Origin of the sequence: Allosphingosinicella indica (genome assembly GCF_900177405.1) — a bacterium.
Lineage (GTDB): Bacteria > Pseudomonadota > Alphaproteobacteria > Sphingomonadales > Sphingomonadaceae > Allosphingosinicella > Allosphingosinicella indica.
On sequence record NZ_LT840185.1, the window covers coordinates 1,504,082 to 1,519,482 of the forward strand.

Genomic DNA, 15,401 nt, shown 5'->3' on the forward strand with positions numbered 1-15,401 from the left:
CTCGATGAAAGTCGCGACCGTCTCCGGCATGGACCCTGAAACAAGTTCAGGGTGACGATGGCGGTTATGGCTGCGGCTTGTGGTGACGGGTTGAACGCCAATGCCGCTGTTCCCCGGCGAAAGCCGGGGCCCAGTCTGTGTCGGACGGCGGCCATTGGGCCCCGGCTTTCGCCGGGGAACATTAGGCCGCCTTCAGCACCAGCGCGCCGTCGCCCTCGTCGACCTTCACCGTCGATCCGTCGCGCACCTCGCCTCTGAGAATCTTGTCGGCGAGCGGGTCCTGCAGATATTTCTGCACCGCGCGCTTCAAGGGCCGCGCGCCGTAGACCGGATCGTAGCCGACCCGGCCGAGCCACGCCCGCGCGCCGTCGGTGAGATCGAGCGTGATCTTGCGGTCCTTGAGCAGCCGCTGGACGCGCGCGACCTGGATGTCGACGATCGGCGCCATGTGCCCCGCCGCCAGCCGGTGGAACAGGATGATCTCGTCCAGCCGGTTGAGGAATTCGGGCCGGAAGTGGCCGCGTACCACCTCCATCACCTGCGGCTCGACATCGGCCACCGCCTGATCGTCACCGAGCCCGGCGAGATACTGGCTGCCGAGGTTCGAAGTCAGGATGATGAGCGTGTTGGTGAAATCGACCGTGCGGCCCTGCCCGTCGGTAAGGCGCCCGTCGTCGAGCACCTGGAGCAGGATGTTGAACACGTCCGCGTGCGCCTTCTCGACCTCGTCGAACAACACGACCTGATAGGGGCGGCGGCGGACGGCCTCGGTGAGCACGCCGCCTTCCTCATAGCCGACATAGCCCGGCGGCGCGCCGACCAGCCGCGCGACGCTGTGCTTCTCCATGAACTCGCTCATGTCGACGCGCACCATCGCGGCATCGTCGTCGAACAGGAAACCGGCGAGCGCGCGGGTGAGCTCGGTCTTGCCGACGCCGGTCGGTCCCAGGAACAGGAACGAGCCGAGCGGCCGGTTGGGATCCTGGAGGCCCGCACGGGCGCGGCGGACGGCGGCGGAGACGGCCTTCACCGCATCCTCCTGGCCGATCACGCGCTTGCCGATGATCGCTTCCATCTGGAGCAATTTCTCCCGCTCGCCCTCCAGCATCCGGTCGACCGGAATGCCGGTCCAGCGGCTGACGACCGACGCGATGTCCTCGGCGGTGACTTCCTCGCGCAGCATCGCGCCGGCGCCCGCGGCCTGCGCCGCGTCGAGCTGCTTCTCGAGGCCCGGGATGGTGCCGTATGAAAGCTCGCCCGCCTTGGCGAGGTCGCCCGCCCGCTGCGCCTGTTCCAGCTCGAGCCGCGCCGCCTCCAGCTTCTCGCGGACCTTGGCCTCGCCCGCGATCTTGTCCTTCTCCGCCTGCCAGCGCGCGGTCAGCTCGCCGGACTGTTGCTCGAGATTGGCGAGATCGGCCTCCAGAGTCGCGAGCCGGTCCTTGGAGGCCTGGTCGGTCTCCTTCTTCAGCGCCTCGCGCTCGATCTTGAGTTGGATGATGCGCCGGTCGAGGCTTTCGATCTCCTCGGGTTTGGACTCCACCTCCATGCGCAGCCGCGACGCGGCCTCGTCCATCAGGTCGATTGCCTTGTCGGGAAGAAAGCGGTCCGAGATGTAGCGGTTGGAGAGCGTCGCGGCGGAAACCAGCGCGCCGTCGGTGATGCGCACGTTGTGGTGCGCCTCATATTTCTCCTTGAGGCCGCGGAGAATCGAGATCGTGTCCTCGACGGTCGGCTCGCCGACGAACACGGGCTGGAACCGCCGCTGGAGGGCCGGGTCCTTCTCGACATATTTGCGATATTCGTCGAGCGTGGTGGCGCCGATGCAGTGCAGCTCGCCGCGGGCGAGCGCTGGCTTCAGGAGGTTGCCCGCGTCCATCGCACCTTCGGCCTTGCCGGCGCCGATCAGCGTGTGCATCTCGTCGATGAAGAGGACGATCTCGCCCTCGGCTTGGCGCACCTCGTCGAGGACGCCCTTCAGCCGCTCCTCGAACTCGCCGCGATATTTCGCGCCCGCGATGAGGGCGCCCATGTCGAGCGCCATCAGCCGCCGGTCCTTGAGGCTGTCGGGCACGTCGCCATTGGCGATGCGCAGCGCCAGCCCTTCGGCGATCGCGGTCTTGCCGACGCCGGGGTCGCCGATCAGCACCGGATTGTTCTTTGTGCGGCGGGCGAGGATCTGGACGGTGCGGCGGATTTCCTCGTCGCGGCCGATGACCGGATCGAGCTTGCCGTCGCGCGCCGCCTGGGTGAGGTCGCGCGCGAACTTCTTGAGCGCGTCGTAACGGTCTTCGGCAGAGGCCGTGTCGGCGTTGCGGCCGCCGCGCAATTCGTTGATCGCGGTGTTGAGCGCCTCGGGCTTCAGCCCCGCTTCGGCGAGCGCCTTGCCCGCATCGGTGGTGGTGGCGAGCGCCAGCGCGAGCAGCATCCGCTCGACCGTCACGTAGGAATCGCCTGCCTTGGACGCGATCTGCTCGGCCTGGTCGAGGAGGCGGATCGTCTCCCCGTCCAGCCCCGGCGCCGCGCTCGCGCCGCTGCCCGTCACCGCCGGCATGCGCGCCAGCGACGCGTCGACCGCGCGGACCGCGGCGTCAGCACTTGCGCCGGCGCGCGCGATCAGCCCCGCGGCCATGCCCTGATCGTCCTCCAGCAGCGCCTTCAGCAAGTGCGCCGGGGTGATCCGCTGGTGGTTCATGCGGAGCGCGACGGTCTGCGCCGACTGCAGGAACCCGCGCGCCCGATCGGTGAATTTCTCAAGGTTCATGACAGCCCCTCAATTGCCGTTCGAGCGGATATGGTGTTGCCCGAAAACAACACAAGATGGAGCCCCACTGCCGTCACCCTGAACTTGTTTCAGGGTCCATGTTGGAGACGGTCGCGATTGTCACCGGAATGGATGCTGAAACAAGTTCAGCATGACGGTTAGGAACAATCATTGTCGAGGCAACGGCTCGAAGCCCAAGCCGATTGCCAGATCGCCCCATTGCGGGTTTGCCGCTTCGACCAGGTTGATTTTCCAACCGCGATGCCAGCGCTTGAGCTGCTTTTCGCGGAGGATTGCGGCCTCCATGTCATCGTAAGACTCGTAATGGACGAGCCGGTGAACGCGGTAGCGCGCGGTGAAGCCCCCGGTCGCGCCGCTGCGATGTTGCCAGATCCGCGCCATGAGATCCGAGGTACCCCAATGTAGAGCGTCCCGCGTGGCGCGCTGGCTAGGATGTAAACCGCCGGACTCCGCTCCATACCCGTCACCCTGAACTTGTTTCAGGGTCCATGCGGGAGACGATCGCGACCGTCACCGGGATGGATGCTGAAACGAGTTCAGCATGACGAATAGGTGAGCGCGCCTCACTTCCCCGCCTTCGCCGCCTTCGGGGCGTCCTTGGCGAAGGTATCGCCGAAGAAGCTGTCCTGGTACCAGCGCGGCGCCTCGGGGGCGTCGGCGATTTCGCGGGCGATGGCGTAGTTGATCCGCGCGAACTTGGCGGCGGCGTTCCAGTCGAAGGGCAGGTCGGTCTGGTCGCTGACCTTGTGGTAGTGCGTCGCGAGGAAGTCCTTGAAGATCTTCTCGCCGCCATTGGCGAAGCCGGTCATCAGGAACACCGAGGGCACGCCTTCCTGCACGAAGCGGTAATGGTCGGAGCGGGTGAAGAGGTTCTGCTCGGGCATCGGATCGGGGGAGAGCTTGACGCCCGCCGACGCCGTGGCGCGGTCGACGATCGGGCCGAGCGTCGAATGCTCCGCGCCGAACGCGACGACATCGGTGAAGTCGTAGAGCAGCACCGGCATGTCGAGATTCACGACCGCGACCACCTTGCCGGGTGCCGGCACCGCAGGATATTTCGCGAGATATTGCGCGCCGAGCAGGCCCTTCTCCTCGGCTGTCACCGCCGCGAACAGGATCGGGCGCTTGGGCGCGACGCCGCTGGCGACGAAAGCGCGCGCCGCTTCCAGCATCGTCGCGACACCCGAGGCATTGTCCATCGCGCCGTTGTAGATGCGGTCGCCGTCGGCTTTCTTGGCGTCGATCCCCTCATGGTCGAGATGCGCCATCAGCAGCACATATTCGTTGGCGAGCGCGGGATCGGAGCCGGGCAGCATCGCGATGACGTTGGGGCTCTTCGTCTCGCTGTGCGCGCTGGCGCGGGTGATGCCGACGGTCTGCTTGAGCGCGAAGCCCTTGGGCTTGCCTCCCGCCTTGGCCGCCTCGCCGAGCACCGTCTTCAGGCTGCGCGGCGCGCCGGCGAACAGGTTCGCTGCCGCTTCCTCGTTGAACTGCGCGCCGAAGCGCAGGCCCGGAGCGTCGTCGAACGGCTGGCCGTCGGGCTTCAGCCAGGTGAAGCCCGGCTCGCCCGCATAGCGCTGGCGGAGCGCCCAGGGCGCGACCTTCAGCGCTTCTGGCGTCAGGATCGAGACCATGCCGACCGCGCCCTGCCGCTCCGCCGCGCTGCCTTTGTCGGTGGCGAGATGCGCGCCGATGTCGCTCGCCATGCCCTTGGGGAAGCCGCTCAGCACCGCGACGACCTTCCCCTTGACGTCGAGCCCGGCATAATCGTCGATGCCGCGATCGGGCGCGTGAAGGCCGTAGCCCGCGAACACCACCGGCAACCCGGCGATCGTCTGGCTGGTCTCGAACGCGCTCGGCCCCATCAGCACCTGCGGGCCGTTCTCATAACTCTTGCCGCCGATCGTCAGCACCGGCGCAGGGTCGGCGAGCTTGGTCTCGCGGAAGCGCACCTCCTGATACCAGCCGTCCTTCGATGCGGGCTTGAGCCCCATCGATTCGAACCGCGTCGCGACGAAGTGCGCGGCGATGTCGTAGCCGCGCGTCCCCGTGTCGCGCCCTTCGAGCAGATCGTCGGCGAGAAACTCGATGTCGGCCTTCACCCGGTCCGCCGAGAATTCCGGCTGGGCAGGCGCCTGCGCGGGCGCAGCGGAAGCGAGCAGGGCGGCGGCGACGGCGGCGAAGGCAAGGCGCATGGAAATCCCCTTTGTGATGCGGGCGCGACTATAGCGGCGGTTCGTCGCGGGAAAAGGGTGACTCAGCGTGTTGCATCACCAAGGCCCCTCGCTATGGTGCCGCGGCCTTTGATGAAATGGAGTCGCCCGATGCGCCGCCTGCTGCTGCCGTTCGTCCTGCTTTTGGCGCTCGCGCTTCCCGCCTGCACCCAGACGGCCTCCAGCGATGCGCCGCGCGCGGCGGCTGCCGCCCCGGCGCCGCTCCAGCCCGCCGTCGACGCCGCGAGCCTGGTCGGCCGCGTCGACATCCCGCACGAGAATTTCACGCTGGCGAACGGCCTGCGCGTTGTCGTCCACGAGGATCGCAAGGCGCCGATCGTCGCGGTCAGCATCTGGTACAATGTTGGCTCAAAGGACGAGCCCAAGGGCAAGACCGGCTTCGCCCATCTCTTCGAGCATCTGATGTTCAACGGATCGGAGAATGCGCCGGGCGACTATTTCGAGCCGATGCAGCAGATCGGCGCCACCGATCTCAACGGCACCACCTGGTTCGATCGCACCAATTATTTCCAGACGGTGCCGCGCGCCGCACTGGAAACCACGTTGTTCCTGGAAAGCGACCGGATGGGCCACTTGCTCGGCGCGGTGACCAAGGAGGTGCTCGATAACCAGCGCGGCGTCGTCCAGAACGAGAAAAGGCAGGGCGACAACGAGCCCTACGGCCTCGTCGAATATGCGCAGCTTTCGGCGCTGTTCCCGGAAGGGCATCCCTATCATCACTCGACGATCGGCTCGATGGCCGATCTCGACGCCGCCAGCCTCAACGACGTTAAGCAGTGGTTCCGCGACAAATACGGCCCCAACAATGCGGTGCTGGTTCTCGCGGGCGACATCAATGCCGCCGAGGCGCGGCCGCTGGTCGAGAAATATTTCGGCGACATCCCGCGCGGCGCGGTCAACAGCCCCGCCCAGGCGCCGGTGCCGACGCTGCCAGCGCCGGTCAACGAGACGATGCACGACAAGGTCGCGATGACGCGGCTCTATCGCAACTGGGCGGTGCCCGGGCTGCTCGATCCGGACACCGACGCGCTCGACGTCGCCGCGCAGGTGTTCGGCGGGCTCGCCAGTTCGCGGCTCGACAACGCGCTGGTCCGCGGCGACCAGACGGCGGTAAGCGCGAGCGCGCAGGTCCAGAAATTCCACCGCATCTCGATCTTCGAAGTGATCGTCAACGTGAAGCCGGGGGTCGATGCGGGTGCGGTCGCGCAGAAGCTCGATGCGCTGATGGCGGACTTCATCGCCAAGGGCCCGACCGAGGACGAGGTCCGCCGCGTCGTGATGCAGGAGGTCGCGGGCCGGATCCGCGGGCTCGAGCAGGTCGGCGGCTTCGGCGGCAAGGCGGTCGCGCTTGCGGAGGGCGAGCTCTACGCGAACGATTCCGATTTCTACAAAAAGCAGCTCCAGGGGCTTGCCGCGATGACGCCGGAGACGGTGCGCGCGGCGATGCAGAAGTGGCTGACGCGGCCGGTCTATGCGCTGGCGGTCGAGCCGGGCGAGCGCGGCGCCTATGAAGAGGCGCAGGCCTCGGGCAAAGGCGGCACGATCCGTCCGCGCTACTATCGCACCCCGCAGGAGGGCGAGCAGCCGCTGGCGCCGATGCCGCGCAGCTTCCAGGGCGTCGATCGCTCGAAGCTGCCGCCGGTCGGCGCGATCGGCGATCTCGAATTTCCCGCGATCGAGCGGGCGCAACTTTCCAACGGCATTCCGGTCGTCTTCGCGCGCCGCGCGACGGTGCCGGTGGTGCGCGTGTCGATCCAGTTCGACGCGGGCTATGCCTCCGATCCCAAGTCCAAACTCGGCCTGCAGAGCCTGATGGCGGCGCTGCTCGACGAGGGTACGACGTCGCTCGACGCGGTCGGCATCGCCGAGGCGCAGGAGCGGCTGGGCGCGCAGATCAGCACCGGCGCGACGCTCGATCGCACCAGCGTGACGCTCGCCGCGCTGACGCCCAATCTCGCGCCGTCGCTCGATCTGATGGCCGATATCGTCCGCAACCCCGCCTTCGATCCCAAGGAGATCGAGCGGTTGCGCGCGCAGCGCCTCGCCGGCATCGCCAGCGAGCTGACTCAGCCAACCGGCATCGCGCTCCGCACGCTGCCGCCGCTGCTCTACGGCGACGCGCACCCCTATGGCGTGCCGTTCACCGGATCGGGCACAGTTGATGACGTCAAGTCGCTGACCCGGGAGGACATTGTCTCCGCGCACGCCAATTGGGTGCGGCCCGACAATGCGCAGATCTTCGTCGTCGGCGACGCCAATCTCGCTGAAATCATGCCGTTGCTGGAGGCGCGGTTCGGCGCCTGGGCGGTGCCGGCGGGCGCGCGGCCGGAGAAGAGCTTCGCCGCGCCGATCCCGGCCGCGAAGCCCCGCATCGTCCTCATCAACCGGCCGAATTCGCCGCAGTCGCTGATCCTGGCGGGCGAAATCATGCCGCTCAACGGCACCGACGACCTGACCACTCTGCTCGCCGCCAACGATGTTCTCGGCGGCAGCTTCCTCTCGCGCCTCAACTTAGATCTGCGCGAGACCAAGGGCTGGGCCTATGGCGTCCAGGGCTTCGTCAACCGCGTCGAGCATCAGGTGCCCTATTTGGTTTACGCGCCCGTCCAGTCGGACCGCACCGGCGACTCGATCGCGGCGCTGCGCGATCAGATGACCCAGTTCCTCGGCAAGAAGGGCATCACCCCGGAGGAGCTGACCCGCACGCTCAACGGCAATATCCGCGAGCTGCCGGGCAGCTATGAGACGTCGCCCGCCGTTCTCTCCGCGATCCAGGGCAATGCGCTCTACAAGCGGCCCGACGACTATCAGGCGACGCTCGCCAGCCGCTACCGCACGATGACCGCGCCGGAGCTCGACAAGGCGATCCGCGCCGCTGTCGATCCCAAGAAGCTCGTCTGGGTGGTGATCGGCGACGCCGCCAAGGTAAGGCCGCAGCTCGAGAAGCTGGGGATGCCGATCGAAGTGAAGACGCTGGAGTAGGACCCTCTCCCGCTCGCGGGATAGGAGCGAGACTTGGCGGTGCGGCAACGGAGCGCCTTAGTCGCAGCGGTGAGGGTGGGTGGGGCGGCCTCATGCTCGCTGCGCTCGCACCCTCACCCCAACCTCTCCCGCAAGCGGGAGAGGGGACAGCCCCGCGCGGAGATACTCACTCCGCGTTCGACAGCATCGGCGCACTCGATTAAGACGGCGCGATGACAGAGCGACCGCACACGCCCCTTCTGGACACCGTCGATACGCCGGCCGATCTCCGCCGGCTCGATCCCGGCCAGCTCCGCCAGTTCGCCGACGAGCTGCGCGCCGAGACGATCTCCGCCGTTTCGGTCACCGGCGGGCATCTCGGCGCGGGACTCGGCGTGGTCGAGCTGACCGCGGCGCTCCACTATGTCTTCGACACGCCCGAAGACCGGCTGATCTGGGACGTCGGCCACCAATGTTATCCGCACAAGATCCTCACCGGGCGGCGCGACCGCATCCGCACCCTGCGCATGGGCGGCGGCCTGTCCGGCTTCACCAAGCGCAGCGAGAGCGAATATGATCCGTTCGGCGCCGCGCACAGCTCGACCTCGATCTCGGCGGCGCTGGGCTTCGCAATCGCCAACAAGCTGAACGACCGTCCGGGCAAGGCGATCGCGGTGATCGGCGACGGCGCGATGAGCGCCGGCATGGCCTATGAAGCGATGAACAATGCCGAGGCCGCGGGCAACCGGCTGATCGTCATCCTCAACGACAACGACATGTCGATCGCGCCGCCGGTGGGCGGGCTTTCCAACTATCTCGCGCGGCTCGTCTCGTCGGGCAAATATCTCACGGTGCGCGACATCGCGCGCAAGGTCGCGCGGCGGCTGCCGGGGCCTATCCACAATGCTGCGCGCAAGGTGGAAGAATATGCCCGGGGCATGGCGACCGGCGGCACGCTCTTCGAGGAGCTGGGCTTCTACTACGTCGGCCCGATCGACGGCCACAATATCGAGGCGCTGGTCGAGGTGCTGGAGAATGTCCGCGACGCCGAGGAAGGGCCGATGCTCGTCCACGTCGTCACCAAGAAGGGCAAGGGCTATGCCCCGGCCGAGGCGGCGGCGGACAAATATCACGGCGTCGTGAAGTTCGATGTCGTCACCGGCAAGCAGGACAAGGGGCCGGGCGGCGGCCCGCCGGCTTATCAAAACGTGTTCGGCGAGACGCTGGCGAAGCTGGCGGACGACGACGACCGTATCTGCGCGATCACCGCGGCGATGCCGTCGGGCACCGGCGTCGACAGGTTCGCGCAGGCACATCCGGCGCGCGCGTTCGACGTCGGCATTGCCGAGCAGCATGCCGTCACCTTCGCTGCCGGCCTCGCCGCGCAGGGGATGCGGCCGTTCGTCGCCATCTATTCAACCTTCCTGCAGCGCGCCTACGATCAGGTCGTCCACGACGTCGCGATCCAGAACCTGCCCGTCCGCTTCGGCATGGACCGCGCCGGGCTTGTCGGCGCCGACGGATCGACCCACGCGGGCAGCTTCGATCTCGCCTATCTCTGCACCCTGCCCAATTTCGTCGTCATGGCGCCGTCGGACGAGGCGGAACTGGCGCAGATGGTGCGCACCATGCAGCTCCACGACGACGGGCCGATCGCGGTGCGCTATCCGCGCGGCAATGGCACCGGCGTCGTGATTCCCGACGCGCTCGAGCCGCTGGCGATCGGCAAGGGCCGCGTCGTTCGCGAGGGCAAGAAGGTCGCGATCCTGTCGCTCGGCACGCGGCTGGCGGAGGCGCTCAAGGCCGCCGATCAGCTCGATGCGCGGGGCCTTTCCACCACCGTTGCGGACCTCCGCTTTGCCAAGCCGCTCGACGAGGAACTGATCCGCCGCCTGCTCGCCACGCACGAAGTTGCGGTGACGATCGAGGAAGCCGCGGTCGGCGGATTGGGCGCGCATGTCCTGACCCTCGCCAGCGACGCCGGGCTCACCGACGCCGGCCTCAAGATCCGCACCATGCGCCTCCCCGACCGTTTCCAGGACCAGGACAAGCCCGAGAAGCAATATGCCGAGGCGGGGCTGGATGCCGACGCGATCGTCGACACGGTCCTGAAGGCCCTTCGCCACAACAGCGCGGGGGTTGTCGAGGGGGCGCGGGCGTAACCGTGGCGGAAAGCGAGAGGGACTGGCCCGGACCGCTTGCCGCCTATCTCGACGCGCTGACGGCCTTCGATGCCATGCGAAAATTCCTGGAAAATTGGTGGGTGCGTAGCGGGTCGCCGGATCAAAGCGTGTTCGAGGGCGGTGACGTCGCTTGGCTTTTGTCGGCGTGCGACCGTACGGCGGCAGGCGACGGCGCTCCGGCTGATCTGGCGATGTGGGAAGACTGGCAACAGGCTGTCACCGAAGTTCGTCGGACTAGATAGACTGTATTTCTGGTGGTGGCTAAACAACGCGCTGACCAGCTTCTCGTCGAACGCGGGCTTGTGGAGAGCCGGGCGCGGGCGCAGGCTTTGATCCTGGCGGGGGCGGTGTTCTCGGGCGAGCGCAAGATCGACAAGGCGGGGCAGCCGCTCGCCGCCGATGCGCCGCTGGAGGTACGCGGGCGCGATCATCCCTGGGTGTCGCGCGGCGGGATCAAGCTTGCCCATGCGCTCGATCATTTCGGCTGGGACGTCACGGGCGCGGTCGGGCTCGACGTCGGTTCGTCCACCGGCGGGTTCACCGACGTACTGCTCCAGCGCGGCGCGGCCAAAGTGTTCGCGATCGACGTCGGCACCAATCAGCTCGCCTGGAAGCTGCGTTCCGATCCGCGCGTCATCGTCCACGAGCAGACCAACGCGCGCTATCTCACCCGCGAGATCGTGCCCGATCCCGTGGACATCGTGGTTTGCGACGCGAGTTTCATATCCTTGTCAAAAGTGCTCGATACGGCGCTCGACATGGCGGCGGAGCGGGCGCGGTTGGTGGCGCTGGTCAAGCCGCAGTTCGAGGCGGAGCGATCCGAAATCGGCAAGGGCGGGGTGGTCCGCGACCCTGCCGTTCATCTTAGAGTCTGCGAAGATGCTGCACGGTGGGTCGAATCGAGGCAATGGTGCGTTGAGGGAATAGTTGAAAGTCCGATCCAGGGTCCCGAAGGAAATGTCGAATTTCTGCTCGCCGCAGTCCGCGGTTGATCGCTGCCGTGTGTCGGGCTAGCGGCGCGTGGTGTATCGGATACGTCGCTTCATCCCGCTGATCGCACTTCTCGCCGCCGCATGCACGGGCGGGGAGACCAAGGAACGTGAGCGTCCCGCGCCCACGGTGAGCGCCGCTGCTGCCGAGATGACGCGCTTTGCGGATTCGATCGAGGCGGTGGGCACCGCGCTCGCCAACGAGCAGGTGACGCTTTCCGCGCCGGTGACCGAGCGGATCGTGCGCCTCAATTTCGACGACGGCGCCTTTGTGCGCAGCGGCCAGACCATCGCAGTGCTCTCGCAGGGTCAGCAGACCGCGTCGCTCAACGAGGCGCAGGCGCGCGCCCGCGAGGCGCAGCAGCAGCTCAGCCGCGTCGAGGAGCTCAAGAACCGCGGCTTCGCGACCACCTCCAGCCTCGACACGCAGGTCGCCGCCGCTGCTGCTGCGCGCGCGCAGGCGGCCGGGGCGCGGGCCGAGATCGCCGACCGGATCGTCAAGGCGCCCTTCTCAGGCTGGGTGTCGCTTCGCAACATCTCCGCCGGTGCCGTCGTCCAGGCGGGAACCGAGATCGCGACGATCAGCGACCTCTCCTCGATCAAGCTCGATTTCCCGGTGCCCGAGACGATGCTGTCGGCGATCCGCACCGGCCAGCCGATCGTCGCGCGCGCTGCTGCGTGGCCCGACGAGCGGTTCAGCGGGCAGATTTCGACGATCGACCCCGTGATCAATCCCAACACCCGCGCCGTCACGGTGCGCGCGCGGCTGCCCAATCCCGGCAACCGGCTGAAGCCCGGGATGCTGCTGACGGTGAATATCGAGACCGCGCCGCGCGCCGCACTTGCGGTGCCCGAGCTTGCGGTGGTGGGAGAGGGCGACAATCGCTTCGTTTATGTGGTCGGCGCCGACAACAAGGTCCGCCGTACCAACGTCAAGACCGGCATGCGCGCCGACGGCAAGATCGAGATCGTCGAGGGCCTGCCGCAAAACGCGCGGGTGGTGACCGAAGGCGTCGTAAAGCTGGCCGATGGCATGGCGGTGCGGGTGACGGGGGCCGAGCAGGTCCGCCGTGATACGCCCGCGCCGGGCACGCCCAGCGCGACCGGCAGCTAGCGGTCGATGCAACTCTCCGACGTCTCGGTCAAACGGCCCGTCTTCGCCGCGGTTCTGGCGATCCTGATCGTGGTTGTCGGCATCGTCGGTTTCTTCAGCCTCTCGATCCGCGAATATCCGGATGTCGATCCGCCGATCGTGTCGGTCGATACGGTCTACACGGGCGCCGCCGCATCGGTGGTGGAGGCGCGCGTGACGCAAGTCCTCGAGCAGAGCCTGTCGGGCATCGAGGGGCTGCAGACGATCACGTCGCGGTCGCGTGACGGGCAGTCGGACATTACGCTGGAATTCGCCGCCGGGCGTGATGTCGACATCGCCGCCAACGACGTGCGCGATCGGATCGGCCGGGTCACCGACGATCTGCCCGACGAAGTCCTGCCGCCGGAGGTCCGCAAGGTCGATGCCGATGCGTCGCCGATCATGTTCCTCGTCATTTCCAAGCCGGGCTGGGACCGGCTCCAGCTCTCCGACTATGTTGATCGTACCCTCGTCGACCGGTTTTCGGCGATCGACGGCGTAGCGCGGGTGTTCATCGGCGGAGAGGCGCGTCCGGCGATGCGCATCTGGCTCAATCCGGAGCGGCTCGCCGCTTATTCGCTGACCCCCGGCGACATCGAGACCGCGCTCCGCTCGCAGAATGTCGAGCTTCCCGCGGGCCGCCTCGAATCCGCCGATCAGAACGTCACCCTGCGCGTCGACCGGCCGTTCGCGACCGCGCAGCAGTTTGCGGGGCTCATCGTCGGGCGCGGATCGGACGGTTATCTCGTCCGCCTCGGCGATGTCGGGCGTGTCGAGCAGGGCCCGGAAAATCCCTATTCGGCGTTTCGGATGAACGGCAACAATGCGGTCGGCCTCGGTATTGTCCGCCAGTCTGGCGCGAACACGCTTGCGGTGGCGGATCAGGTGAAGCGCGTCGCGAACGAGATGCAGCCGAACCTTCCCGAAGGCATGACGATGGTCGTCGGCTCGGACGATTCGCTGTTCATCAACGAGGCCATCAACAAGGTCTATCTCACCCTTGCCGAGGCAGCCGTGCTCGTGGTGCTGGTGATCTTCCTGTTTCTGGGAAGCTGGCGCGCGACGCTCATCCCGGCGATCACTGTGCCGATCTGCCTGCTCGGCGCCTTCTTCGTCCTCTGGGTCGCAGGCTTCTCGATCAATCTCCTAACGCTGCTCGCGCTCGTCCTCGCGATCGGCATCGTGGTCGACGATGCGATCGTGGTGCTCGAGAATATCTACCATCGCATCGAACAGGGCGAGCCGCCGCTCGCCGCCGCGTTCGAGGGCGCACGGCAGGTCGGGTTCGCGGTCATCTCGATGACGCTCGTCGTTTGCGCGGTGTTCGTGCCCGTGATGTTCATCGCCGGGCAGACGGGCCTGCTGTTCCGCGAGCTGGCGGTGGCGATGATCGGGGCGATCGCCTTTTCGGGCTTCCTCGCGCTCAGCCTGGCGCCGATGCTCTGTTCGAAATTGCTCAAGAACGAGCAGCGCGGACGTTTCGCGGCGTGGCTCGATCGGCGGTTCCAGCGACTCGAAGGCGCCTATGGCCGCCGGCTCGACGGGGTGCTGCGCAAGCCCCTCATCGCGCTGGCCGGGGTCGGTGTCTTGCTGGGCGGTGCCGGCGTGTTGTTCATGACGCTCCAGTCGGAGCTCGCCCCGGCGGAGGACGTCGGCATCCTTTCGGTCAACGTCAACGCGCCCGAAGGTACGGGCTATGACGCGATGGACCGTTACGTGCTCGACGTGCAGGCGCAGCTGCTGCCGATGCTGAAGGAAGGCGATGTCCGCACCGTCATCGCCCGCACGCCCGGCGGCTTCGGCCAGAGCGACGATTTCAATACCGGATCCTACACCGTCTTCCTCAACCAATGGGGCAATCGCGAGAAGACGACGCAGGACGTGGTCAACGACATCAACCGAATGCTCGCGACCATCCCGGCCGTCCGCGGCAATGCCTCGGTCCGCTCCTCGCTCGGCCGCGGCCGCGGACAGCCGATCAACTTCGTCATCGCCGGCAACACCTATGAGGAACTGGCGCAGGCGCGCGACCGCATCCTCGCCGCGGCGGCGGACAACCCCGGCATCATCAATCTCGATTCCGACTATAAGGAATCGAAGCCGCAGATGCGGATCGAGGTCGACACCACCCGCGCCGGCGATCTCGGCGTGTCGGTCGATGCGATCAGTCAGGCGCTGCAGACCCTGCTCGGCTCGCGCCGCGTTTCGACCTATCTCGATCGCGGCGAGGAATATCGCGTCGTCGTCCAGGCCGATGCCCAGCGCCGTTCGACCGAGGCCGATCTCGCATCCATCTACGTGCGCAGCCGCACCGGCGATCTCATCCCGCTCTCCAACCTCGTGACGACGCGCGAGACGGCGGGCGCGCGCGATCTCGGCCGCTACAACAAGCTGCGCGCGATCACGCTCTCGGGCGGCCTCGCGCCCGGCTATTCGCTCGGCCAGGCGCTCGAATTCCTCGAGCAGCAGGCCGCGCAATCCTCCGAGGTCACCGCCATCGGCTATCGCGGCGAAAGTCAGTCGTTCAAGGAATCGGGTGGCTCGATTCTGCTCGTGTTCGGCCTCACCATCCTCGTCGTCTATCTGCTGCTCGCGGCGCAGTTCGAAAGCTTCGTCCATCCGGGGGTGATCATATCCACCGTACCGCTCGCCGTGGCGGGCGGCATCGTCGGGCTGGCGGTGATGGGCCAGTCGCTCAACCTCTACAGTCAGGTCGGCATCGTCATGCTGGTCGGGCTCGCCGCCAAGAACGGCATCCTGATCGTCGAATTCGCGAACCAGTTGCGCGATCAGGGCCGCGACATCGCCGACGCGATCCGCGAAGCCTCGGCGCGACGGCTGCGGCCGATCCTGATGACCTCGATCGCGACCACCGCGGGTGCGGTGCCGTTGATGCTGGCCTCCGGCGCCGGCGCGGGCGCGCGTCAGGCGATCGGCGTGGTCGTTGTGTGGGGCGTCTCCATCGCGACGATCGTCACGCTGTTCCTCATACCTGTCCTCTATTCGCTGCTGGCGCGCTACACCGGCTCTCCGGATGCCGTGAAGCGCAAGCTGGAAGCGCAGCTCGCCGAGCATGGCGAGGGGGCGCCGCACGGTGCGGTGCCGATGCCCGCCGAATAA

General features: G+C 67.2%; 8 protein-coding genes and 1 pseudogene. 6 read left to right on the forward strand and 3 right to left on the reverse strand.

What is annotated here, in order from left to right:
• Positions 1–181 precede the first annotated feature (181 nt).
• The 3 genes and pseudogenes from clpB to B9N75_RS07490 all read right to left on the reverse strand — a co-directional run bounded on the left by clpB (position 182) and on the right by B9N75_RS07490 (position 4,977).
• Positions 182–2,761: an ATP-dependent chaperone ClpB gene (clpB, locus tag B9N75_RS07480; RefSeq protein ID WP_085218233.1), complete on the reverse strand. Its 2,580-nt coding sequence runs from the start codon at positions 2,759–2,761 to the stop codon at positions 182–184.
• A gap of 168 nt (positions 2,762–2,929) precedes the next feature.
• Positions 2,930–3,240, reverse strand: a pseudogene (locus B9N75_RS07485) (GIY-YIG nuclease family protein).
• 105 nt (positions 3,241–3,345) lie between these two features.
• A complete protein-coding gene (locus B9N75_RS07490; RefSeq protein WP_085218234.1) occupies positions 3,346–4,977 on the reverse strand; it encodes a M28 family metallopeptidase in 1,632 nt (543 codons plus the stop codon).
• A 111-nt stretch (positions 4,978–5,088) separates the two neighbouring features.
• On the opposite strand from B9N75_RS07490, the gene B9N75_RS07495 reads away from it, so the two are divergent.
• The 6 genes from B9N75_RS07495 to B9N75_RS07515 all read left to right on the forward strand — a co-directional run bounded on the left by B9N75_RS07495 (position 5,089) and on the right by B9N75_RS07515 (position 15,401).
• Complete coding sequence (locus B9N75_RS07495) at positions 5,089–7,998, forward strand: M16 family metallopeptidase (RefSeq protein WP_085219462.1); 2,910 nt, start codon at positions 5,089–5,091, stop codon at positions 7,996–7,998.
• A 212-nt stretch (positions 7,999–8,210) separates the two neighbouring features.
• Positions 8,211–10,139, forward strand: a complete 1,929-nt coding sequence (gene dxs / locus B9N75_RS07500; protein WP_085218235.1) for a 1-deoxy-D-xylulose-5-phosphate synthase — start codon at positions 8,211–8,213, stop codon at positions 10,137–10,139.
• 2 nt (positions 10,140–10,141) lie between these two features.
• Complete coding sequence (locus B9N75_RS13955; RefSeq protein WP_157123741.1) at positions 10,142–10,402, forward strand: hypothetical protein; 261 nt, start codon at positions 10,142–10,144, stop codon at positions 10,400–10,402.
• Positions 10,403–10,417: 15 nt separating this feature from the next.
• Entirely contained in the window at positions 10,418–11,152 is a 735-nt protein-coding gene (locus B9N75_RS07505) for a TlyA family RNA methyltransferase (RefSeq protein WP_085219463.1), read from the forward strand.
• A gap of 40 nt (positions 11,153–11,192) precedes the next feature.
• The gene (locus B9N75_RS07510; RefSeq protein WP_085219464.1) at positions 11,193–12,263 is read left to right on the forward strand and encodes an efflux RND transporter periplasmic adaptor subunit; all 1,071 of its coding nucleotides are present in this window, start codon (positions 11,193–11,195) and stop codon (positions 12,261–12,263) included.
• Positions 12,264–12,269: 6 nt separating this feature from the next.
• A complete protein-coding gene (locus tag B9N75_RS07515; RefSeq protein ID WP_085218236.1) occupies positions 12,270–15,401 on the forward strand; it encodes an efflux RND transporter permease subunit in 3,132 nt (1,043 codons plus the stop codon).

Excerpts from the sequence above, each read along its gene's own strand:
- B9N75_RS07515 (WP_085218236.1), top strand. The coding sequence starts at position 12,270 with ATGCAACTCTCCGACGTCTCGGTCAAACGGCCCGTCTTCGCCGCGGTT.
- dxs (WP_085218235.1), top strand. The coding sequence starts at position 8,211 with ATGACAGAGCGACCGCACACGCCCCTTCTGGACACCGTCGATACGCCG.
- clpB (WP_085218233.1), bottom strand. The coding sequence starts at position 2,761 with ATGAACCTTGAGAAATTCACCGATCGGGCGCGCGGGTTCCTGCAGTCG.
- B9N75_RS07495 (WP_085219462.1), top strand. The coding sequence starts at position 5,089 with ATGAAATGGAGTCGCCCGATGCGCCGCCTGCTGCTGCCGTTCGTCCTG.
- B9N75_RS07490 (WP_085218234.1), bottom strand. The coding sequence starts at position 4,977 with ATGCGCCTTGCCTTCGCCGCCGTCGCCGCCGCCCTGCTCGCTTCCGCT.